The following is a 21,424-nucleotide window of genomic DNA, read 5'->3' as shown; positions in this document are numbered from 1 at the left end:
TACCGGATCGCCAGCAAGCTGAACGCAGCCGGGCTGGCCCCTACACAGAACGCGTACCAATCTGATCGATATTCTTTTCAGTGGAACACTTCGCTACACCTTGTCGGCCCACGAACGTAATGGCGAGTTGCGAACGGTCAACCGCATCAGTTCTTACCGACACATGAGGTGTACATGAACCTGGGCATCGAAGGGCGCGTCGCGCTTATCACTGGCGCGAGTGGTGGCATTGGTTTGGCGACGGCGAAGTTGCTGGCCGAAGAGGGTGTAAAACTGGCGCTCACCGATCTCGACGAGGGGCAATTGAACGTTGCTCGTGAGTGCGATGAATTACGCGGTTGCTCGTTTGCGGTTGCCGCAGATATGACGCGTCAGGATCAGGTAGATGGGCTGGTGGCCAAGGCGATTGCACACTACGGCAAGATCGACATCGTCATTCACACGGCGGGCGTCACCGGTGCGAAGGGTGACCCGCTCGAGTTGTCAGATGCGGACTATTTGGAAGCCTGGGAAACCGACTTCTTCTCGGCCGTTCGCGTTGCAAGGGCGACCATCCCTGCGATGCGCCAGCGCAAGTGGGGCCGCTTCGTCTGCATTACCTCCGAAAACGCTGTCCAGCCGTATTGGGAGGAGGCGGTTTACAACGTCGCGAAAGCAGGGCTCGCCGCATTCATCAAGAATCTTTCCTACAAGGAAGCGACCTACGGTGTGCTATGCAATACGGTGGCACCGGCATTCATTGAAACGGGCATGACCGACGGCATGATGAAGCAGCGCGCACAGCAGATGGGGGTTTCCATCGAGGAGGCGGTGAAGAGCTTTCTAGAGGAAGAGCGCCCAGGAATCGTGCAGCAGCGTAGGGGGCAAGCTCACGAAGTGGCGGCAGCAATAGCGCTGCTGGTGTCAGAGCGGGCCTCGTTCATCAATGGCAGCAATATTCGTGTCGATGGTGGGTCAGTGCAGGCAGTGCAGAACTAAGAAACCGTGCTCGCCCGTTTGTCTCCGTGGGAGTAGGCCATGCCCGCGAGCTGCGGGTACTGCCCGCTCCCACAGAAGGCTCATCTCTCTGGTGAACTCTCCCTGTCCCGGCGCCCTTGTAGTGAGCCGCCGTGAATCGCCCGCAACTGTTTCTTCAGCGTCTCTACCGATGGCGCCCAGAGGAACCCGAAGGACACGCAACCGTCCTTGCCGTCCACCGCGTGGTGCATACGGTGAGCCTGGTATAGGCGTTTGAGGTAACCGCTCCGCGGCACGTAGCGCAGCGGCCAACGGTGATGCACCAGACCGTCGTGCGCGATGAAATAGAGCAGCCCGTAACCCGTCATGCCAGCGCCGATCCATTCCAGCGGATGCCAGCCTTGGGTTCCCAGATAGATCAGCGCGATGGCGAGCCCAGCGAAAACGACGGCATAGAGGTCGTTCTTTTCAAACCAGCCCTTGCGTGGCTCGTGGTGAGACTTGTGCCAGCCCCAACCCCAGCCATGCATGATGTACTTGTGTGCAGCCCAGGCCACGACTTCCATCATGGCCAGGGTGGCGAGAAACACTACGGTATTGGTCAGCGGGGACATGGTGACCTTGGTCATTTCGGGGACTGCCGCATCATAGCGCGTCGTTCCCCCATCCTGAACCACACTGACAAGGCGCTTTATCGGGGCGTTGGTGCACAAGAACTCTGACCTTTTGCCGCGAACCTGTGTAGGCTATCGCGTTCCAAACGCTTTATTTTTTCGAGGCAGACCTGACGTGGAACAGCTAACGCGCCTTCAGAGTGGGATCGAAGGGCTCGATGCCCTATTGAAGGGGGGCTTGGTCGCGGGTGCGTCCTACATTGTCCAGGGACGGCCCGGCTCTGGTAAGACCATCCTGGCTAACCAGATCGCTTTCAATCATGTGAAAAGTGGCGGGCGGGCATTGGTCGCAACGCTGCTTTCAGAAACCCATGAGCGGCTCTTCCAGTTCCTTTCGACGCTTAACTATTTCGACAAATCCCGCATTGGCGCCGAAGTGCAATTCGTTAGCGCCTTCGACACGTTGCAGAACGAGGGTTTGGAAGAGGTCGTCAAGCTTTTGCGTCGCGAGATCAGCCGGCAGAAAGCCTCGGTGCTGATCGTTGACGGGCTGCTGAATGCGCGGTCCAAAGCCGATACGCCTCTCGATACGAAGAAATTCATCTCCGAACTGCAAGGGCATGCGGCCTTCGCGGGCTGCACGGTCCTGTTTCTGACGAGCTCGAGACTGGATGACGGTAGCCCCGAGCACACGATGGTGGATGGCATCATCGAGCTCTCGGATGAGTTGGTCGGTTCCCGCTCCGTTCGCCGTATTCAAGCGCGGAAAACGCGCGGAAGCGGCGCCCTGTCTGGGTTGCATGAATATGAAATCGTTGATGATGGAATTGCGGTCTACCCGCGGATCGAATCGGTATACAAACGCCCTTCGCGCGTGAATCAGGCCGAATTTTTGAGATTACCCAGCGGCATCGATTCCCTAGATCGAGCCATCGGTGGAGGACTGCCTGACTCTTCGGTCAGTTTGATCATTGGCCCGTCCGGCAGTGGCAAAACCAGTATCGGCTTGAGCTTTCTTTCCAAGTGCACGCTCGAAGAGCCCGGCTTGCATTTTGGCTTTTATGAGACTCCGGAAAGGCTCCGTTTGAAAGGGCGGCTGATAGGCGTCGACATTGAAGGCATGGAGCGTAGCGGAGCGCTTCACATCGAGTGGCAGTCCACTACAGAAGGCTTGGTCGACAACTTAGGTGCACGGCTATTGGCTGCTGTAGAGAGCAAAGGCATCAAGCGGGTTTTCATTGATAGCCTGGGTGGCATGGTTCGGGTCGCGAATTCCACACCGCGCCTGGTCGAGTATTTCAGCGCATTGATGAACGAGCTGAGAGCGCGCGGTGTCTGTGTCTTTGCAACATGGGAAATGCGTGACCTGTTCGGGGCGGATATCAATGCTCCCGCGCCGGAGCTGTCCAGCATTGTGGACAATCTGTTTCTCGCTCGTTTCGTTGAGTTGGACTCAGAGCTCAAGCGCGTGTTGACCATCCTGAAGATGCGGGACAGCTTCTACGATCCTTCGCTTTTAGAGATCGTTATCGGCGATAACGGTGTTGCTCTCAATAAAGCATTCAAACATGCGACAGCGGTTCTCTCAGGGACGGCGGCGCCGGTGTCTAATGCATGATCGCGCACGCTGTTGGATATAGAGACGCATGACAACCATCCTGATAGTCGACGATGAATATCTGATAGCAGATATCCTCGGCTACGCATTGGAAGACGAAGGTTACATGGTGGCCAAGGCCAGCAATGGCCGCAAAGGGCTAGAGGTGCTCGATCGTGAGCGCCCTGAGCTTGTCATCACTGACTTCATGATGCCGGTGATGGATGGGCTCGAATTCGCTCGTGCGATACGTGCGCGTCCCCAATTGGCAAATCTGCCCATCATTCTCATGAGTGGCGCCCAAGCCCATGTCGGGCGTGCTCAGCCTGGCCTGTTTTCGCAGGTGTTCGACAAGCCGTTCGATCTGTCGTCGATTCTCGAGGCGGTTCATGGATTGGTCGGCCCTGCGGAGCCGCTTTGATCCTGAAGCTCAGCCCGGCTGCCACCTGGAATAGTTCGGCCCCCGTCGAAGGCGAATAGGACCTCTGATTTCTCCCGTCGGCGCCAACACCTTGCCTGCCTGCGTGATCTGCACGAAACCATTGTCCGCCAGTTGACGACCCACCTCCCTGACAGCCGGCATCAGCGCTCTCCATGCCGCTCCATCCGCCTCGAGCGAGCGCGCCACATCCGATGGGCAAATCGATGCCTCGGCGGTTCTAACCTCCAGTAATTCACGAATACACCTGGAAATGACGGCCTTGCTGCATGTCATATCGATCAATGCCTTGTAAACGTTCGTACCGATGTGGGTGCGTCGAATCGAACCAACGCGCATCGGCGTGCTCCGAAAGAAATCCATCTACCGCTTCGGTCTAGGCAATTGAGCGCTCGAAAGGCCGAGGCGTTCCAAACATAAGGAGGGTGCTTTTGCGTGCTCTAACAAAAATAAAGCTGCGGTACACATTTGCCTTCGTCCTGTTAGCGCCTGCAGCCTTTGCGGCGGAGGAAAGCTCATTCACCCAGGAAGGGAAGGCTTCGCATTATTCGGATGCCTTTCAAGGCAAACGCACCACGAGTGGAGAGCGATTCGATAACGACGAGCTCGTCGCGGCCCATAAGACATTGCCGCTGGGGACGCGTGTAGAGGTGACCAATCTGGAGAACGACAAGACGGTGACCGTGCGCATCAATGATCGCGGGCCGCACACACCAGGCCGGGTCATCGACCTTTCGCAAGAGGCGGCCAAGAAGGTGGATATGCTCGAGGAGGGCGTAGTGCCCGTAAAAGTAAAAAAGGTGGATTGACGAATCAATCCACCTTTTTCGTACGACCGCTGATGCAGTCGAGATATGGCGCAGCGGACGGGACTCGAACCCGCGACCCCCGGCGTGACAGGCCGGTATTCTAACCGACTGAACTACCGCTGCGCGTCGGTTCGCATGTCGATCTGGCTGTTCACCTGATCGCCTTGCGAGGCGCGCAATTTACGCAGGCCAGGAACCTAAGTCAATAGAATCGTTGAGATTTTTTGTTCAACGGCAAAAGAAACCGAAATAGCGTTCAAGCGAGCTTCCGCGACGCGTCTCGAATGCCTGAGCTAGGCCTTCTACGGCGATCTTGCGGTCCGACGCTGCCAACGAAAGGGCTGCGCGCAACGCTTTCCAGCAGGGCTCGGGTAGGCATTCCGGTTTCTCGAGCTGCTTATCCAACTCCATGTTTCGCGCCTGCTTGGCATTTAGGCGCCGGTAGGGATGCCGTCCGCTGCACAGCTCGTAGATGACGCAGGCGATAGCGTAGGTATCGGTCGCTTCGGAGAGCATGCCACCTTCGATCAATTCGAGCGCTGCGTATCGCGGTGTCCAGGCTGCGAAGCGGTCGCGGCTGATTTGCGGTAATCCCTCGAGCACACCGTTTTGGGCGCGGCCTAAACCGTAGTCGAACAATCGCACGCCATCGGGAGTAAGCATGATGTTGCTGGGCTTGAGGTCGCCGTGCAGGATGCCTTTCCGATGCGAGTACGCAAGCGCCGCCAACAGCTCGCTGGTGATCGCCTGCGCTGTTTCCCAGCTAAGCCCTTCAGGGTTTTCTTTCAGCGTGTGATCGAGCGTCCTTCCCTGCAGCGATTCCAGTGTGATGAATGCCCGTTGGCTTGCCGTGTCGACATGGAATTCGAAAAGTTTGATGACGCCGGGATGATTCAGCTGGGTCGTCAGTGCGAACTCGGTATAGAGCAGCGCGCCAGCATCGGGGTAGTCCGCGAAATCGTCGGTCAGCGTCTTGATCGCAAGGTAGGGCGACGGATCACCGAATTGCTCACGCAGGAGGTCCCTTGCGCGGTATACGGCACCCATGCCGCCGATCCCGAGTAAACGTTCGATACGATAACGACCCGCCAGTACCGTTGGCATTTCGCCGATGTGGCGACGCGTCGACAGGTCTTTCGGTGCTTCGGCCTCCGGGCGCTCCTCGGATGCGAAAGCGTAGTAGGTCAGGGCGTCGGGTTCTTCGGCGATCGGTGAATCGACGGATGCGGTCGCGTGCGTGTTCATCGACGTACCACCACGGCGCTGACGTTGTCTCGAGCACGTCCGGCGAGCACCTTGTCGAACAGTTGCTGAATGGCCATGGCGGGCGAACGTTGGTTAAGGGCTTGGCTGAGGTCTGCCTCGGTTACGTCGCGGTAGAGGCCGTCGGAGCACAGGAGAAAGGTATCCCCAGGCTCCGTTTCCAGCTCCAATAGATCCAGCTGCAATACTTCACTCGCGCCGATGGCACGCGTGAGTGCTTGGGCCTTCGGATGGCGTGCAGCCTCCTGTGCCGTTAGGTTCTCTTCGACCATCAACTCCTGCATGAGGCAATGGTCACGGGTCAATTGGTAAAGTCGATTCTGTCGCCACAGGTAGCACCGACTGTCGCCTGCCCAGATACAGACCGCACGGTCATCGTCCGCTATTAGCGCCACGACGGTGCTGCCGATCAACGGGGTGTCGACGCCGTGCTGGAGCGTAATGTCCTGGCCCAAGCAGCGGTTGACGTCATGCAGTCGCATGCGCATTTCACGTACTCGACCGTCCAGTGATCCACTGACGGATTCCGCCAGCCGCTCGACGATCAGGCGACTGGCCAACGCACCATTCTGATGGCCGCCCATCCCATCGGCGACCGCCCATACCTGCGCCTCGCTGCTTTCGAGCACCGCATCTTCATTGCGCGCACGAACCTTGCCGGTGTCGGTACGTGCGGCGCTTTGCCAGGCGATGAGAGACTGCGCCATCACAAGCTAGCCGGCAATTCGAAGCCGCGCAGCATCGCGATGTCGAATGGGTTCGGTGAACGCTGGCTATGCAGCAAGTAGTTCGCGTGCAGGCCGCCAAGATTGGCCTTGAGAATGAGTACATCGCGACCGCTGTGATAGTCCACCGTCATGAGGTCCAACAAGCGGAACAGCGACCATGGACCGGTATTCTTCTCGATCCCGACCTTGCGTCCGCTAAGCTCCTCCACGACCAAGCTCGTTCGGCCTTCCAAAGCGGTCGACGGCCACTGAAACGCAGTCTGGACGATTGGACCATGGCGGTATTCCATTTGCCGATCGCCGAACTGGAAGTCCGCGCGGCCGACGCTGGAATCCAAGGAGTAAGGTTCGAGTTTGAACTGCACCTGTGGCTCGTTGGGATTCTCCGCAAAGAAGCTTGCGCGAATGGTCTGCACGCGGGTGAGTTGGCTCAGGAATGCACGTGAAAGCGGCAGGCCCCGCCCATCGACGCGGCGCAGCTGGTATTGGCCGGAAGCATTGTTGACGAAGGGTTTAAGGTAGTTATCGAAAAAGGTCTGCGCGGTACCCTGGGTTTTGAAGAACTCCCTGAAGTCCGCAACGGCGACGTCGCTTTCGCTGTGCGCGGCAAACGGGTAGCGCTTTTTCAGCGAGCTGTCGTAGGCGGCATAGAGCTCATGCTTATAGCGCTGATTCAGGTATTGATGCGCGTCGTTGAGCACGGCGGTCCAGCTCTCTTCGGCAAGCAGGGTAAGCCAGGCGCCAACCGGTTGCGGCAGGCGTGTCACGACAGTGCGCACTTGATGGAATGCATCGCGCTCGCCGCCCATGCGTGCCCGCGCCATGTCATAGGCGGCTTGCTCTGGCGCGCCGGAATGAGCAAGGCCAGCCAATTGAAGTTGCAGCGCATTCAGCGCTTGCAGCGCGTTCGCCAAGTCCATGGCAGGTGCGTCGCCTTCGTCCAATAGGCGATGCAGAGGTTGGAAACGGTTGGCGAGGGTTCGCCGCGACGTGTCCGGAACGGCAAGGGATGTTGCGGCAGCTGCCAAGGCGTCCGTCGCTTTCGCCAGCTTATTACCGGTGCCGTTCGGGACGTGGGCGATGGCCTCGGAGGCTGCGTCGACCGGTCCGGACAACAGCGTGTTATCGCGTACTTCGATCAATACCTGAACGAGGGGTGAATTAGCAGATGTCAGCCCGGCCAATTGCTGCGAACCCAAATTGATGTCGCCAATCGGCTGCATGGACAGTTGCGCCAGCGCATCGCCCCAATGGTTCGCGTAATCCTGGAAGTACAGCTGCTCCACTTCGGCCATCAAGCGCGTCAGGTCTTTCGGGCTAAGACTTTCGCTTTCGCCGAGCACCCAGTTGTTGCCCAATATGCCTTTCACCAGACCCACGCCCTGCGCAGCGAACAAGGTTTGGTAGCCGTGGCGCGTGTACAGGCCGGGAATGACGTAATCGGCGCCGATGAAAAGTGCTGACTGCGTCCCGAGTTTTCCGTCAAGCCGATAGTCGGGAAGCTGGCGCGCCTGCTCCCTGATCATGCGGTAAACGACGTTGGCCAACGATTCTCCACGCAGCGTCTGGCGCGCTTGCGCGACCAGCGATGCATCGAACGTGTAGGACCGGAAAGGCTGCGAAAGTAGGCGCTCGAAGTGAGATGCCAATCCATTCTGCAAGACCGCATTGCCCGGGTACTGGACCGACCATTCCGCCGCGATCCAATCTTTCAAGAAGGCGGGATCGCGACGCTCTTGGAGGCCCAGCATCAGATAGGCGCGCAGACTGTTGAGCAGACGCTCGCGATCGTTTCCGTAGGCCCTGATCTGGGACTCGAGCTGAGCCGCCACCAGCGGCAGCAAGCGCTCTTCCAGATCCTGGCGGTATGCCGCGGCGACCACGGGAGCGACCTTATCCCCTTGATAGAGGCCGCTGTGCTCGCGATATTGCACGTCGGCGCCAGTCGGGAAGACCTGCGCGGCGGCGTAACTGCTGTCCAGAACCTCGAGCAGCGAGGTCCCATCGCGCCCATCGCCGAGCGTTTCCAACTGACGTTCTTTGCCTTGTGCGAGGTCGCGAAGTTGTTCCAGACGCTGATGATTGGATGAAAAACTGAACGCCCACACACAGCCGAACAGCACGAGACAGGCAGCGGCGCCGGCATAGAGCGCGCGCTGACTCCAGCCGATGCGACGGCGCGCATGCTGATCCAGCGTAGCCAGCTCCGCCTCCGGAAAAATGACCCGGCTCAACAGGTGATGAATGAAACGTGCGCGGCCACGCCGCAGGGTAGGTAGGCGTCCGGTGGCGAGGCCGATATTGCGCCCGATCCCGGCAGTGGTCTCGTGCAACTGGCCGTCGAGGTGTGGGGCACTGGTGAAATAGAAACCACGCAGCTGTGACGCGCGCTGATAGCGGTTACCGGAAAACGCCAATTCAATGAACAGACACAAGGGCTCGCCGATGTTGCCAAGCCCGTGCGGGAAATCGAGGATGCTGCCGCGCCGCTGAATGTCTCGCTCCTGGTGCATCTTGACGATGACCTGGCTGTTCAAGCGCTGGAGCAGTATTTCGAAGGCCTGCTTCACGACGAGTGCTTCGGTGCCGTTTTGGTCCTTGCCAAAGCTCGCGCCTAGCACCTGATCACTTTCCTCGCGGGACAGCTGATCAAAGAATTCATCGAAGCCCTTCAACCTATCGGCTTTGCTCAAAACCAGGTAGACCGGTACTTCCACGCCTACGCACTGATGTATCTCGAGCAGTCGTTGGCGCACCTGTCGGGCCAGGGTTTCGAGCTCGACTTCGTGACCGGCAACGAGCAATTCGACGGGCAATGTGACCAAGACGCCATTGAGTGGTCTAGCCCGGCGTTTGCGCAGCAGGTCGAGCAGCGTGCTCCAGCCCGCGCCGTCGACGTGCGTCTCGGGCTGCGTCAGGTAGCGGCCGGCGGTGTCGATCAAGACGGCGTTGTCGGCGAAATACCAATCTGCATGACGTGTCCCTCCAATGTCGCGGGTCAGGCGCTGCTGATCGCCACGGTTCAGCGGGAACTCAAGGCCGGAAAAGTCGAGCAGACTGGTCTTGCCGCTTTGTTCTGGACCGATCACCAGATACCACGGCAAGTCGTTTCGCCACCGCTCGGAACGGCCTCCGTAGAAAGTGGAGCCCTTGATGGTCCGCAGCGCCTCCTTGTACCGGCTCTGCAGCTCCACTTTCTCCGCGTCGATGATCAGTGCCTGATGCGAATGCTCCTGCTGTGAGACGTCCTCGGTATCAGGCGCGCTAATGGAAGGGCGGCCGGCTAGTGCCATGCTGAGCCCCCAGCTGAGCATGAGAATGCATGCCGTAAGGAGACGGCTCGTCTCGGACGCCCAAGGGCGATAATCGCCGAGCGCAAGGTAGGGGCCAGCGAACCAGATAGCGAGTACCAGCATCAGCAGCAGACAAAGCGTCCAGACCCAGCGCCGTGTGAGCAGGGATGCCATTCGTTTAGCCAGTGTTTTCATTGCGAATCGTCCGTGATTGCAGAAGCCTCGAGCGGCGCCGAGGGTAGGTAAGGCGTGAGTACGGTCTGACGATGTTCGGCAAGCATCCAGGCGAAACCGAAATACAGAACCCCCAGGGAGATGAACGTGAAACCCGCTATGACCCACCAGGGCACGATGCGTATGAGGGCGCCACGCGTGTTTTTCAGCCCTTGCCAGTGTGGCGAGATTTCCCGCGGGACGTCGCCGCGCAGTTGTCTGACCTGGCGGTAAACGCTGTCGCGCACCGCTTCGAGCTCCAGCAGCCCACGTGGCAATACGCGGTATTTACCTTCGAATCCCAACGACAGGCACAGGAACATCAGCTCGAGCATTTCCAAGTGCTTTGCCGGGTTGCGGGACAGCCGCTCCAGCAACTGGAAGAATTTTTCGCCGCCGAACGTTTCATTGTGAAAGGCGGCGAGCAAACTCATTCCAGACCATTCGCTCTCATTGCCCCAGGCGGTCGTCACGACGGCTTCATCGGCGACAGTGCACAGTACGTAGCGCGCAGCCAGTACCTGCGCATTTTCGATGCCGGCGTTCAGGGCCCGATGTTCGAAATGCCGGATGTCCTCCATCAGTCTTTGATTCAACGCATACAGCTCTTCGCCATGGTGACTGTGTTTGATTCGGACGATTTCCGAGAGCACCGCAGAGGAGGAGGCCACCAGCGGGTTGACGCTGAGGTTGAAGGTTTCTGCCGGCGCGAGGCGCGCAGCGTGAATCATCCGCTCTTCCAATTGCTCGAAGCGCGGCGCGTTGGAGAAGTCCATAAGCGGGCTGTGCTGCGCCGGTTCGCCGCGGCGGTTGAGAACGACCGTTTTGTCGGCCGCGCCGAATTCCATTTCTCTGATAGACATAGCTAGTTCCTGATCGCCCAGAATTTGAGTTCGAGGTTCGCGAAGTCGCCGGAGACGTGAAAGGCGAATCCACCCGAGTGCTCGAGCTGCGCCTGGTCTTCTGCTGAAAGCTCGAGAGCGAAGTAGGTTTTGTCTGCATGAAATGGAATCTGGCGGGGCGCGACCGGCAGTGGACGTAGGCGAAGGCCAGGCAGATGCAGGTTCACCAACTGACGTATGCGCTCTACGGGCCCTACCTTCAAGTGTGCAGGTAAGTGGTTGCGGATTTCTTCCGAATCACACTGGGCATTCGCGGCAATGACGAACGTGGACGTCGCGAGCAGGGCGTGGTCCGGTAGCGGCGAGACCAGAATGCCGTATTGGCGCTTTTGCAGTTCGAGCTCGATGGCGTGTTGCTCCAGGACCATCGACAGCACCTGTCGGATCGCCTCCATTACCTTGCGAAAGCTCGCACCTTGATCGGTGTGTAGGTAGTGGTTGTCATGGCGTGGCCGTTTCTGTTCGTTGGCATAGGTCGCCAGTTCGCCCAGTAGGCCGATGAGTTCGCGATACAGCATTTCCGGGTGAACTTGTTCGATCGCGCTGAGGTGGCGAAGCGTCGGCTCCAGGCGATTGATTAATTGCAGCATGAGGAAATCACCGACCTCCGCGCCGCCGACCTTGCCGGTGGAGCGAATACGCTCGGCGAGGATGTCACCGCGGTGGGCCAACATGCTGATCACTTCCTTGAGGCAGGCGCGCAGATAGGCGGAGGCGTGAACGTTCAGGTGCGTTGGAACGTACTCGGCATCCAGTTCCACGACGCCGTCAGGGCTTGCCTCGAGCACGCGACAGACCAACATTTTGACGTAGCCTTCGTCGGCCGGTTGATTGCCGAGCAGCAAGCGGAAACCCAATCGGCCGCAAGCCACTTGGCTGATCGCACTTTCGCCGGCATTGGAATCGGCTTGTTCGCTCTCGAAACTGATGTAGCGAGCCTGGACGTCACGTTGTGCTGGACGACGACTTTCGACGTGATTGCCCGTGACGAGGGGCAGGGCCAGATACACCGGCGTATTGCGGGTATTGGCCGGGATGTCCAACGCCAGCACGTCGTGGTCGGCACCAATGTCGAAAAGCGTACCGTCCGGTAGCACACCGCTGGCCTTGCTAACAACGACCTTGCCGGTGCTGAGAAACTGTCGGTCGATTTCGACCTCGAAGAATCCCCAGGCGTATCCGGACAGCTTGCACGTTCTCGCCCTGAACTGGTGGTCGATGTATCGGTCGTTCTGTTGGAAGTGCTGCGGGCGAAGCAGCATGCCTTCCTGCCAGATCACTTTGTGTTGATTCATTTTCGATGCTCCGCCACGTTATCCAGTGCTTCGATGCCTTGCTCCTGCAAAGCCAGCGTGACGGTGTTCCGCGTGTTCGGCGCAAGCGGGATGACATAGCGCCAAGTGGCATCCGGCAGGTCGCGGTAGGCCGCGAGCACGCCGACGTAGCGACTGCCTTCCTGCACTGACAGCTTGAGCTGGCGCTGCTCACCTGGACGCAGCTCCAGTTCTTCCCGGGCAATGAGATCGGGTGACAGCGTTTCCTTCGGTCGCTGATAAAGCGAGAAGAAATCCGCGCCTTCGAAGGCGGCGGCGTTCTTGAGCTCGACCAGCTGCAGGACGACCGGCGAGGGGCGACCGTGAAGGTCGGGATTGAGCCGATTGCTGCCTTCCAGCGTTAGGTCCAGCTTGGTGAGGTTCGATGAAGGGGACCGCGATGAGCAGCCACTGATCGTCGACGCGACTAGCAGGGCGAACAACAGAGAGCGAAACATGGACATCATCCTTGAGTGTCGGTTTTTAGCGTGGCAATCAGGCGGATCTGGTCGTCGTACGCTTGGGCCAGATCGTTGGAAATCAGTTGAGCGACACCTCCGCCGTCGCCAGTAACGGAGGCATGCCAGCGGCGATACGCACGCCAGTGATAAGCATCCGTTTTGAAGCGACGCGCGCCCTCGGTTTTTTCGAACGTCAGCGCCAGCGCCGTCGGGGACAGTTTTTCGAGAAGCGCGGTATGCGCGGCTCGCGTCGCTGCGGCCAGCGCTACTTGATGCGCCTGAATGTCACGAAAGGCGCGCAGCACGGTGGTTCGGGTCTCACCAATGCCCTGGTTTTGGAGCGCTGCCTCGCATAGAGTCGAGCAGTCGATTTTGGCCCTGGGGCTAATCGGGTCTCCCGCCTGGGCTTCGGGCGCAAGGTGCAGTTCGTGCCTCAGCTCGTCACGGTTACGCAAGGTGAGTTTCAGCTGCTCCAGGGTGTCGCGTAACAGTCGGGCGGAATGGAGCGCAAGCTCTTGCACCTGTGTGCTGTCCAGTGCGGAAAGGTCGAGGTCCAGTGCGTCGCTCAAGGCATCGCGAAACCGCACGGGGAGTTCGTGAGCTGCTGGCTTAGCGGCTGGAGGGGGCGGCGCATTTGGAGCGATGAGCTCTGGAACGATCAGGTGTTCATCACTGATCGGTGCATGATCTCGCATCTGCGCGGCGATAGAGGCAGGCCCGCGAGGGGCGAGCAGGTCATCTTCGAACGCGCGTTCACTGGCGTCGAGATTAGCCAGTGGGTCCAATCCGAGAAAAACGTCGTCCGGAATGAACGCATTATTCATGGCATGCATGTGCGTGCCATCTTCCCGCATCGCCTCAGGCTCGATACGGCTTTGAATATCAAACTGACCGATGCGAAAGAGCGCACCGTGCTCGAGGCGGTAGGGATCGTATTTGCGAAGGTTGAGCCCTTCTCGAGGCAGCTCGATGCCGTTGCTACTGACATCGGTCAGGTAGAAGGCACCGTCGCGAAAGGTCACTTCAGCGTGCTTGCCGGAGACCAGTCGAGTGCTGTCGGGAAGGTGCCAATCGCTATCGGGCGAGCGCCCGATGAAGCCGCCTGCTGCGTCGAATGTTTGGTAGGCAGAGAAGCCCGGTTCGCGACGCTCTGCGCGCACGATTTCTAGAGTCAGTTTCATGCTAGGTGCCTGCTCAGACGTTGCGCTTTTCGGCTTGGGGATCGCCAAGAGGGCGGTAATCGCGGTCGCTGGAATGTTGGCTGGAGCAGGATGCCACCGCGAGGGCGGCAAGCAGAGCGATGGCGCAATAGCGCAGATGCATGAGGATTCCTCCATGAAATCAGGGGTGAAACGCATGACCGTCCTGGCCAAGTGCTATTAGAGTTCAAAGCATCCCAAGAGCAGGTTGACCTAATTCACGAACACAGGGTGGTCAGGGCGAAAAATGAGACGTCGATCAGATTGCCCGGTGTCTTCGTCAAACGTGCTTGGCTGTAATGCCCAATACCTTCATCCGGTAGAGGAAGGTGCGACGCGGTAAGCCAAGCTCGCGGGCCGCCTGGCTTTGGTTTCCGGCGTTCTTGCGCAAGCAATCCAGCAACAGGTTGCGTTCGACCTGGTCCAGGCGTTCTCGAATGTTTCCCGTAGGCGGCGCGCTCAGGTGCTCGGGTTGCAGGGCGAAGTGGGCTGGGAGCAACTCGCCACCCTCGCATAGCAGCACGGCCCGCTCGACCAGCCCCTTGAGCTCCCGCACGTTACCGGGAAATTGATAGCTGGCCAGGCAATCCAATGCAGCGTCCGACCAGCGACAAGGCCTGCGTTGGAGAAAGGCGCAGGCCTTGTCCGCGAAGTGTCGGGCGAGAACCAGGATGTCCTCACCCCGTTCGCGCAATGCCGGCAAGACGATTGGGAAATGCGTCAGGCGATAGTAGAGGTCTTCGCGGAAGAGACCTTGTTCGACACGCTTTCGTAAATCGTGGTGGGTTGCGGCGATGATGCGAACGTCCACTTTATGGGTGGTTGCGCTGCCGACGGGACGAACTTCGCCTTCCTGCAGGACGCGCAACAACTTGGCTTGCAGCGTCATGGGCATGTCGCCGATTTCGTCCAAGAACAAGGTGCCGCCATCCGCTACATCGAACAGCCCCTTGCGGTCTCGATCCGCGCCCGTGAATGCGCCTTTGACGTAACCGAACAGCTCGCTTTCCAGCAGGCTTTCCGGAAGGGAGGCACAATTTTGAACGACGAAGGTTTGGGCCCGCCGCGAGCCAAAATCATGGATGGCGCGGGCAGCCAGTTCTTTTCCTGTCCCGGTTTCGCCGTTGAGCAGCACGTTGACGGGCGTGTGCAGCACTTTGGCGATGAGCCGGTAAAGCGCTTTCATCGGCGCGCTTCTACCGATGAACCCATAGCCGTCTTCGGCGATAACGGGGGCGCTGATGGGCATCTCCACGGCGACCGGTGTGCGCAGGCGCTGTAGCAACCGCATACGCTCGAGGGCCGCGCTCGCTAGACCCGCCAGCGATTTCGCGTAGACATTCAGGTCCCGTGCGTCGTATCCCGCCATGACCATCAATCCGACCACGTGATTGTCCGCGCCACTGATCGGCAAGCAGAGCAACGAACGCCAGCGCCTTCCCGGCGGCAGGAAGGTCGTGTCATGGAGGCTGACGTCGAGTTCTTCGATAGCGAGCACGCGGTTCTGGCACAGGCAATATTGCAGCAGTTGGCTGCCGTCATAATCGCTTGGCATCGCGTCCGTCGCCAACGGCTGTACTTGGCCCTGATACCAGTTGGCGCACGGTTTCAGCGTCGTGGCGGTCTCGTCGAGCAGATAGAGCTGACCCGATTCGCAGCTCGTGAGATCGATGGCGGCTTCGACGAGACTGTCAACCAAGCGTTGCGTATCGGACACGTGCGACAACGCCGTGAAATGCCGTAGGAGCGCTTCCGCATAGCGAAGCGGTTGCGGGAGAGCGGTAGGCAGGAGGTGGACGTCAGGCGAATTCACAAACGATTCCTCCATCGCCGTCGACGGTCGCACAGACCTGATCGAGGGTTTCTCCGGTTGCCATGGCACTGAGCATACGATCGACGACCTGTGCCTGGATCAACTGCTCCAGCAACCGATCGATGACGCGGGCGCCGCTTTCGGTGTGGTTGCATCGATCGACCAGAGTGCCCACCAGACGATCGCTGTATTGGAACGCCAGGCCGCGCGTTTTCAGGCGGTCGCCAAATCGATGAAGCTTCATACGCACCAGTTGCTCGAGCACTTCGCCATCGACGGGGTAGTAAGGCACGACCTTCATGCGGGCGAGCAGCGCCGGTTTGAAGTGGCGGCTAAGGGCTGGGCGAATGGCCTGTTCAAGGTCTGCGGCGAGGGGCCGATCTCCACTCCCGCAGCGCCGGGTGATCTCGTCGCTCGCCAGGTTCGACGTCATCAAAATCAGGGTATTGCGGAAGTCGATCTCGCGGCCTTCGCCGTCGTTGGCAATGCCTTTGTCGAAGATCTGGTAGAACACGTTCATGACGTCGGGGTCTGCTTTTTCGACTTCGTCCAGCAGGATCACCGAATAGGGCTTTTGCCGTACGGCTTCGGTCAACATGCCGCCTTCGCCATAGCCAACATAGCCGGGCGGTGCGCCGATGAGCCGCGAAACGCTGTGGCGCTCCTGAAATTCGGACATGTTGATCACCGTGAGAAAACGCTCGCCGCCATACAACAGGTCCGCCAGCGCCAGTGCGGTTTCCGTCTTGCCGACGCCGCTTGGGCCCACCAATAGAAATACGCCTAATGGCGCATCGGCGCGGTTCAGACCCGTCGCTGCGGCGCGCATCGCTTGATCCAGCGCAGTCACCGCTTGCTCCTGCCCGTGCACGCGCTGGCGCAACTCCGCCGCGAAGGTCAGGACCTTGGCGTTGTGTTCGCGGACCAGCTGACTCAATGGAACGCCGGTCCATTGGCTGATGACCTCGGCGATGAGCCGGGGACACACTTCATAACTCACCAGACGATCGTGCTGCTGCAACGCCGCAAGGTCCGTGCGCAGGGATTCACGTTCATCCCTCGATGCTTCCGTCTCCGCACCTACGTCGATACGCAGCGACACGATCCGCTGGGCAAGCGTACGTTGCTGCTCCCACCGCGCCGTCAACTCGGCGTGCTGTCGACAAAGGCTTTCCAGCGTTTCCGCCGCGTCATCGCACGCGTGCCCGTCAATGGCAACGCCGGCATCTCGATCTCGGCACAGGGCCCTGTGCTGACGTTCGTGAACCACGATGTCGCTACGCAGTTTTTCGATGGCGACTGGCGCCGCCGCCAGGCTGATGCGGACACGCGCGCAGGCGGTATCCAGTACGTCGATTGCTTTGTCCGGCAGCTGGCGTCCCGTCAGGTAGCGAGCGGCAAGCTCTGCTGCGGCGACCACCGCATCATCCCTTAGATAAACCCCGTGCTCCTTTTCGTAAATCGGCGCCAGGCCCCGCAAAATGGTGATGGCGTCGCTCACGGTCGGCTGTAGCAATTGAACCGGCTGGAAGCGGCGGGAGAGGGCGGGATCTTTTTCGAAGTATTTTTTGTATTCACTCCAGGTGGTTGCGGCGATGGTGCGCAACTCACCGCGGGCAAGCGCCGGTTTGAGCAAATTGGCGGCGTCGCTTGCGCCGGCTTGCCCTCCTGCGCCAATGAGCGTGTGGGCTTCGTCGATGAACAGGATGGTTGGTACCGCCGCGTGCTTAGCTTCATCAATGACGCCTTGGAGGCGGCGTTCGAATTCGCCTTTCATGCTGGCGCCCGCCTGGAGCAGGCCGAGATCGAGCGTGAGCAGCTTGACGCCCGCCAACGCCGGCGGCACTTGTCCATGGGCGATACGTAGCGCAAGCCCTTCGACGATGGCGCTCTTACCGACGCCCGCTTCGCCGACGACGATGGGGTTGTTTTTACGACGCCGCGCGAGGATATCGATCATCTGTCGAATCTCGTCGTCCCGGCAGAAGACCGGATCGATCTTGCCCTCACGCGCTTTCTGCGTGAGGTCGTGGGCGAAGCGTGCGAGGTTCGGCTCGCCACGGTTATCGGGATGGGTGGTGTGGTGTGCGCAGGAGAGAAAGTCGACGAAACGCTCGACGTTGATCTGGCCGATCAACGCTTGGTAGCGCGTCCCGGCATAGCGCATTGGATTGCGCAGCATGGCCAGGATCAGAGCGCCTTCATCGATGAGCACTTTGCCCAATTCTAGATTGCCAACCAGCAGTGCATCCTGTAGCCACTGCACGAGCTCTGCGGAAAACACCGGGCTCTGCGTTTCCTGCGCTGCCGTCTTTAGCTGCAAGACGGCGGCCAGTTCATCCGCCTCGATATCGGCGTCCAGCAGCGCCTTGGCGAGCAAGCCGTCCGCGCGCTGTAACAGGGCGAGCAGCAGGTCTTCCACGGAAACCTTGGCGCCGCCCCGGCGTACGCAGCCCTCGGCAGCGGACTCCAAATCCTGTTTGCTTGGCGCATCGAGCGCGTGTATCAGTTGTTGCAGGTCAATGTTGATCATTGATGTCCATCCTTGGGTGATTGGCTGCCGAGCGTGACGACTCCATCGGCGTGCTCGACCCCCAGCCAGCTCGTCCAGCCGAGGCGACAGGGGTTGTGTTGTCCTATGCGCAGTTCGCGTAGCTCGTCGCGGCGAAGTTGCAGACGAATGTCGTAGTCCAGTGGGTCGCGCAGGGTGAACCGCACGAGTGCGCAGAGCGGCTGGTAACCCGGACCGATTGGCAGGAACTCGTGGAAGCGCGCCCAATCGAGCCCTTTGACGTGGACGCGAAACTTACCGCTGCAATCGCGCACGTTGGCGCCGAGCACCAGGTCGTGGCCGAGGCGACTTTGGGCAACGCCGAGCCTGTTGCGCTGGTCTTCATCGACGCTCACCTGGCGCTCCACGCACTGCTCGATATTCAGGTCTGCGTGCTTGAAGTAGTAGCGCAGTACTGCTTCGACGAGCGCGGCGGAGTGTGCCCTGAGGCTCAACAGGCCAAGGTACGGCAGCAGGCGCTTCCAGTTCAGTTCGTCGGCGTGGCGAATGGCGTTGCCGCCGAGACCGATGAGGGCGAAGAGGTGTTCCGAAAAGTCGTCCGAGGCGCCGCTGCGAAAGCGAGCGTAGTAACGGTATTTGCTCCAGATCGGCAGCAATAGGCGTTGCAATCGATTGTGGAAGAGGTCCAGGAAGTCCCGGGTAGTTTTGTTCTCATGTCCATCGCCCAACGCTTGCTCGCCATAAAACGCCGGTATCGGCGAACCGGCGCCGAACAAGCTGACGACGTTGATCCGCAGGCGAGCACGTAGCACACCGCCTTGTTCGAAGAACTGGACCTGATCGATATCGCTGCCAGGAAAACCCAGGCTCGGGTTTGCTTCGTAATCCAGCAGCTCATGCAGCGCTTTGTCGTCCAGCGCCGGGTGAGCGGCCCGCAAGCGCTCCAGCACCAACTGTACCCCCTGGAAAAGGCTGTACTCACGGATGCCCTGGCTGAGTCGGCTCAAAGTAGCGGCTGTTGGCCCATGCGCGGCGACCATCGGTACACCTCTCCCTTTGTGCTTTTCACATGAAGCTCGTGGTACGAATTGAGGCTGGCGTATAGCGCGAAGAACTCGTTGAGCACCGACGCGAAGAGGTACAGGTCCGCCTCGCCGAGAAAGCTCTCTGGATTCATGGTCAGCTCCGTTCGTATTCCGCGTACGGGCAAGCCCCGATGCAGCCGATCGACCTGTCGGTGGCGGATGCCTTCCAATCCATCCATTTGCCGCCGACTGACCCGCTGGGCGTGCCCGTTGTAGTAACGCGGTAGGTCGTAGGTTTCGAGAATCACCTTCAACGCGTCGACGTTGGCAAGCGACAGGTAGTTGAGCGACATGTTGCTGATGAGCTTCCAGAGGAAGTCGTTGTGTAGTGGCGGCGCATAGCTCGGGGTTGGCGTGGTGATGTTGCGGAAGGTCAGAAACTCGGGGGTGCCTTCAGCAGGCAGGCAGATATCACCGAGCTTGAGCTGACGCGGCAGATTGGCGTTGGTGCAGGTCAGCTCGATGGAGAGCGTTTCGTGCCGCTGTATGTCGCGGATGCCAAAGCTGAGATAGGTCTCGAGTCCTTCGTCCGCGAGGGATACACGTTGCCGTACGCTGTAATGCGGGCGAACGTCGTCCACATCGAAACTGTGGTCGTGATCGAAGGACTCGAATGGCACGTAGCGCTCGTAGCCTTTACCACCGGGTCGCCATCCGGTGACGCGGTCCACCGAGAATACGCCGCAGTGCCCCGCCGCAAGCTCTGCGGGGCGGAGCAGGTATTGATCCTGGCGACCGTCGAGACGGATGGGGACGGCGTCATGGGCGAAAAGATTGGCGACGGGGCAGCAATACAGTTTGATGTTATCCAGCGTGGGCTGGATGCGCTGCGAACCGACCTTGCCCAGCTCGAACTTGAACGCCATGCCTTGTGCACGTTTGAGCAGCTCAGCCGGGTAGCGCTGCAACGCATCGAGCCCGGTGAGTTCGACGAACAGGAATTTCTCCTGGAAAACGAAATATTCCTGAAGGTAGCGGTACCCGCGAAAGGTGTTCAGCGGGTAGGGGATCAACGCCTCCTCTTCGGAGAAGCCTGCCGGCTGGATCGATTCGGGATTCAGCGCAAGTGGTGCTACGTGTGCGCCGCTGTCCTGTTCGAGCGGCGCGCCGGTGCCATCCAGGAGTACGATTTGAAGGGATTTAAGATTCGTTCGCATGGCGAAGTAGAGCCATTGCGCAATGTAGCGCTCGCCGCACAGGTGCAAGCGCAAGTTCGACAGGCGCAGATCGCTGAGATCGCCGCCGCCCGTCACGCTGGCGCGAAGGGTGAGCAGGGCGCCTTCGCCCTTTGTTGCATAGTCGAGCGCGGTCAGGCCTAGCGGGTGGATTTCTACCGCCGATGTGGTGCGAAACCGACACGCCACGCCTTCGATTGCCTTGGATTCCACGGGCGTGTATGGGGGGACGACGACCGCTGCGCCAACGCGGTCCAGCGGATCGAATTGCAGCATGCTGAACGAGGGTAACGGCCGCATGTAGTTTGGCCAGAGCAGGTGCATCAGCGAATGGGTGAGCTCAGGCAGCCCATCATCGAGTTTTTGCCGTAGACGACCGGTAAGGAAGGCGAATCCCTCGAGCAAACGTTCCACATCGGGATCGCGTTCGCTTTGGCCGAGAAACGGTGCCAGCGCGGGGCTGCGTTCCGAGAAACGCTTGCCGAGCTGGCGCAACGCCGTCAGTTCGCTCTGGTAGTAATGGTTGAACGACATATCGATCCTTGATTGACCTTCGCGAGGGCATCCTGCCCGTGTGGCAGACGGGTGCCGTCAGCTCACCTTGACTTGCCCGCTACCGTCCACCTGGGCGGAGAAGCTGACCTTTCGTTTGAATCCTTCCACTTCCAATACGGCGTCTATGGCGAAACGCAAGGTCAGTGGATCATGCTCGCGGGGTAGCGGTATGACCGATACGCGGCTAAGGCGCGGTTCGTAGGCGTCGATGAACCGTTCGATCGCGCTACGTGCCTGCTGTAGGGAATCGTGCAGGGAACGACGCATATCGTTCAGGTCGGGTAACCCGTAGTCCGGTAGCGTCTGCACGCTACCGGCGCGAGTACTCAGCATTTTGGCCAAATGGGCGGCCACCGAATGCATCGCTGCGGCAGGAAGATCCTGCCCGACGCGTCGGCTGCTGTCGCCACTCAGCCTTTCGAACAGACTGCCGTAAGTCATTGGGGCCTCCTTCGCGTAGAGGCGCGCACGGGAGGCGCCTCTACGCAATCCACGG

19 protein-coding genes and 1 tRNA gene are annotated in these 21,424 nt (G+C 59.7%); 4 read left to right on the top strand and 16 right to left on the bottom strand.

Annotated elements, in window-relative coordinates; translation table 11 throughout:
• The first annotated feature begins 174 nt into the window (after window positions 1-174).
• Window positions 175-978: an SDR family NAD(P)-dependent oxidoreductase gene (locus IEY47_RS06795; protein WP_188982417.1), complete on the top strand. Its 804-nt coding sequence runs from the start codon at window positions 175-177 to the stop codon at window positions 976-978.
• Window positions 979-1,058: 80 nt separating this feature from the next.
• Here the strand turns inward: IEY47_RS06795 and IEY47_RS06790 are convergent, their stop codons facing one another.
• Window positions 1,059-1,571 (bottom strand): sterol desaturase family protein, encoded by a 513-nt coding sequence (locus IEY47_RS06790; protein WP_188982930.1) that lies wholly within the window; start codon window positions 1,569-1,571, stop codon window positions 1,059-1,061.
• 175 nt (window positions 1,572-1,746) lie between these two features.
• Here IEY47_RS06790 and IEY47_RS06785 point away from each other — a divergent pair, with 175 nt between their 5' ends.
• Window positions 1,747-3,189 carry an ATPase domain-containing protein gene (locus tag IEY47_RS06785; RefSeq protein ID WP_188982416.1) on the top strand — a complete coding sequence of 481 codons (1,443 nt, stop codon included), beginning with the start codon at window positions 1,747-1,749 and terminating at the stop codon, window positions 3,187-3,189.
• Window positions 3,190-3,217: 28 nt separating this feature from the next.
• Window positions 3,218-3,589: a response regulator gene (locus IEY47_RS06780; protein ID WP_188982415.1), complete on the top strand. Its 372-nt coding sequence runs from the start codon at window positions 3,218-3,220 to the stop codon at window positions 3,587-3,589.
• Between the two features lie 9 nt (window positions 3,590-3,598).
• On the opposite strand, the gene IEY47_RS20745 is transcribed toward IEY47_RS06780, so the two are convergent.
• Window positions 3,599-3,883, bottom strand: a complete 285-nt coding sequence (locus tag IEY47_RS20745) for a DUF3253 domain-containing protein (RefSeq protein WP_188982929.1) — start codon at window positions 3,881-3,883, stop codon at window positions 3,599-3,601.
• Window positions 3,884-4,086: 203 nt separating this feature from the next.
• Here IEY47_RS20745 and IEY47_RS06770 point away from each other — a divergent pair, with 203 nt between their 5' ends.
• A complete protein-coding gene (locus tag IEY47_RS06770; RefSeq protein WP_229779327.1) occupies window positions 4,087-4,416 on the top strand; it encodes a septal ring lytic transglycosylase RlpA family protein in 330 nt (109 codons plus the stop codon).
• Between the two features lie 46 nt (window positions 4,417-4,462).
• Here IEY47_RS06770 and IEY47_RS06765 read toward each other — a convergent pair.
• From IEY47_RS06765 to tssE, 14 genes are all read right to left on the bottom strand, one after another.
• A tRNA-Asp gene (locus IEY47_RS06765) sits at window positions 4,463-4,539 on the bottom strand.
• Between the two features lie 105 nt (window positions 4,540-4,644).
• The gene (locus tag IEY47_RS06760) at window positions 4,645-5,661 is read right to left on the bottom strand and encodes a serine/threonine protein kinase (protein ID WP_188982413.1); all 1,017 of its coding nucleotides are present in this window, start codon (window positions 5,659-5,661) and stop codon (window positions 4,645-4,647) included.
• Window positions 5,658-6,386 (bottom strand): PP2C family protein-serine/threonine phosphatase, encoded by a 729-nt coding sequence (locus IEY47_RS06755; RefSeq protein WP_188982412.1) that lies wholly within the window; start codon window positions 6,384-6,386, stop codon window positions 5,658-5,660. Before IEY47_RS06755 ends, IEY47_RS06760 begins: the two co-directional genes overlap by 4 nt.
• Complete coding sequence (tssM, locus tag IEY47_RS06750; RefSeq protein WP_188982411.1) at window positions 6,386-9,895, bottom strand: type VI secretion system membrane subunit TssM; 3,510 nt, start codon at window positions 9,893-9,895, stop codon at window positions 6,386-6,388. The genes IEY47_RS06755 and tssM overlap by 1 nt, the downstream gene beginning before the upstream one ends.
• Window positions 9,892-10,776, bottom strand: coding sequence for a type IVB secretion system protein IcmH/DotU (gene icmH, locus IEY47_RS06745; protein ID WP_188982410.1), 885 nt, complete (start codon window positions 10,774-10,776; stop codon window positions 9,892-9,894). The genes tssM and icmH overlap by 4 nt, the downstream gene beginning before the upstream one ends.
• 2 nt (window positions 10,777-10,778) lie before the next feature.
• Window positions 10,779-12,110 carry a type VI secretion system baseplate subunit TssK gene (gene tssK, locus IEY47_RS06740; RefSeq protein ID WP_188982409.1) on the bottom strand — a complete coding sequence of 444 codons (1,332 nt, stop codon included), beginning with the start codon at window positions 12,108-12,110 and terminating at the stop codon, window positions 10,779-10,781.
• Window positions 12,107-12,586 (bottom strand): type VI secretion system lipoprotein TssJ, encoded by a 480-nt coding sequence (tssJ, locus tag IEY47_RS06735; RefSeq protein ID WP_188982408.1) that lies wholly within the window; start codon window positions 12,584-12,586, stop codon window positions 12,107-12,109. Before tssJ ends, tssK begins: the two co-directional genes overlap by 4 nt.
• A 5-nt stretch (window positions 12,587-12,591) precedes the next feature.
• Window positions 12,592-13,770, bottom strand: a complete 1,179-nt coding sequence (gene tagH, locus IEY47_RS06730; protein ID WP_188982407.1) for a type VI secretion system-associated FHA domain protein TagH — start codon at window positions 13,768-13,770, stop codon at window positions 12,592-12,594.
• Between the two features lie 13 nt (window positions 13,771-13,783).
• A complete protein-coding gene (locus IEY47_RS06725) occupies window positions 13,784-13,912 on the bottom strand; it encodes a type VI secretion protein (RefSeq protein ID WP_188982406.1) in 129 nt (42 codons plus the stop codon).
• 156 nt (window positions 13,913-14,068) lie between these two features.
• The gene (locus IEY47_RS06720) at window positions 14,069-15,577 is read right to left on the bottom strand and encodes a sigma-54-dependent Fis family transcriptional regulator (RefSeq protein ID WP_188982928.1); all 1,509 of its coding nucleotides are present in this window, start codon (window positions 15,575-15,577) and stop codon (window positions 14,069-14,071) included.
• A 10-nt stretch (window positions 15,578-15,587) separates the two neighbouring features.
• Window positions 15,588-18,134: a type VI secretion system ATPase TssH gene (tssH, locus tag IEY47_RS06715; protein ID WP_188982405.1), complete on the bottom strand. Its 2,547-nt coding sequence runs from the start codon at window positions 18,132-18,134 to the stop codon at window positions 15,588-15,590.
• Window positions 18,131-19,153: a type VI secretion system baseplate subunit TssG gene (gene tssG, locus IEY47_RS06710; RefSeq protein ID WP_188982404.1), complete on the bottom strand. Its 1,023-nt coding sequence runs from the start codon at window positions 19,151-19,153 to the stop codon at window positions 18,131-18,133. The genes tssH and tssG overlap by 4 nt, the downstream gene beginning before the upstream one ends.
• Window positions 19,117-20,907: a type VI secretion system baseplate subunit TssF gene (gene tssF / locus IEY47_RS06705; RefSeq protein ID WP_188982403.1), complete on the bottom strand. Its 1,791-nt coding sequence runs from the start codon at window positions 20,905-20,907 to the stop codon at window positions 19,117-19,119. The genes tssG and tssF overlap by 37 nt, the downstream gene beginning before the upstream one ends.
• A 57-nt stretch (window positions 20,908-20,964) precedes the next feature.
• Window positions 20,965-21,369, bottom strand: a complete 405-nt coding sequence (gene tssE / locus IEY47_RS06700; protein WP_188982402.1) for a type VI secretion system baseplate subunit TssE — start codon at window positions 21,367-21,369, stop codon at window positions 20,965-20,967.
• Window positions 21,370-21,424: the final 55 nt, after the last annotated feature.

The organism is Pseudomonas matsuisoli (genome assembly GCF_014647635.1).
In the GTDB taxonomy this organism is placed as follows: domain Bacteria; phylum Pseudomonadota; class Gammaproteobacteria; order Pseudomonadales; family Pseudomonadaceae; genus Pseudomonas_P; species Pseudomonas_P matsuisoli.
This window is presented reverse-complemented; position numbering and strand designations above follow the sequence as displayed.

Bases quoted from the DNA above. Each gene is read 5' to 3' on its own strand.
- IEY47_RS06795 (WP_188982417.1), top strand. From the start codon at position 175: ATGAACCTGGGCATCGAAGGGCGCGTCGCGCTTATCACTGGCGCGAGT.
- IEY47_RS06790 (WP_188982930.1), bottom strand. From the start codon at position 1,571: ATGTCCCCGCTGACCAATACCGTAGTGTTTCTCGCCACCCTGGCCATG.
- IEY47_RS06780 (WP_188982415.1), top strand. From the start codon at position 3,218: ATGACAACCATCCTGATAGTCGACGATGAATATCTGATAGCAGATATC.
- IEY47_RS20745 (WP_188982929.1), bottom strand. From the start codon at position 3,883: ATGACATGCAGCAAGGCCGTCATTTCCAGGTGTATTCGTGAATTACTG.
- IEY47_RS06760 (WP_188982413.1), bottom strand. From the start codon at position 5,661: ATGAACACGCACGCGACCGCATCCGTCGATTCACCGATCGCCGAAGAA.
- IEY47_RS06755 (WP_188982412.1), bottom strand. From the start codon at position 6,386: ATGGCGCAGTCTCTCATCGCCTGGCAAAGCGCCGCACGTACCGACACC.
- tssM (WP_188982411.1), bottom strand. From the start codon at position 9,895: ATGAAAACACTGGCTAAACGAATGGCATCCCTGCTCACACGGCGCTGG.
- icmH (WP_188982410.1), bottom strand. From the start codon at position 10,776: ATGTCTATCAGAGAAATGGAATTCGGCGCGGCCGACAAAACGGTCGTT.
- tssK (WP_188982409.1), bottom strand. From the start codon at position 12,110: ATGAATCAACACAAAGTGATCTGGCAGGAAGGCATGCTGCTTCGCCCG.
- tssJ (WP_188982408.1), bottom strand. From the start codon at position 12,586: ATGTTTCGCTCTCTGTTGTTCGCCCTGCTAGTCGCGTCGACGATCAGT.
- tagH (WP_188982407.1), bottom strand. From the start codon at position 13,770: ATGAAACTGACTCTAGAAATCGTGCGCGCAGAGCGTCGCGAACCGGGC.
- IEY47_RS06725 (WP_188982406.1), bottom strand. From the start codon at position 13,912: ATGCATCTGCGCTATTGCGCCATCGCTCTGCTTGCCGCCCTCGCGGTG.
- tssH (WP_188982405.1), bottom strand. From the start codon at position 18,134: ATGATCAACATTGACCTGCAACAACTGATACACGCGCTCGATGCGCCA.
- tssG (WP_188982404.1), bottom strand. From the start codon at position 19,153: ATGGTCGCCGCGCATGGGCCAACAGCCGCTACTTTGAGCCGACTCAGC.
- tssF (WP_188982403.1), bottom strand. From the start codon at position 20,907: ATGTCGTTCAACCATTACTACCAGAGCGAACTGACGGCGTTGCGCCAG.
- tssE (WP_188982402.1), bottom strand. From the start codon at position 21,369: ATGACTTACGGCAGTCTGTTCGAAAGGCTGAGTGGCGACAGCAGCCGA.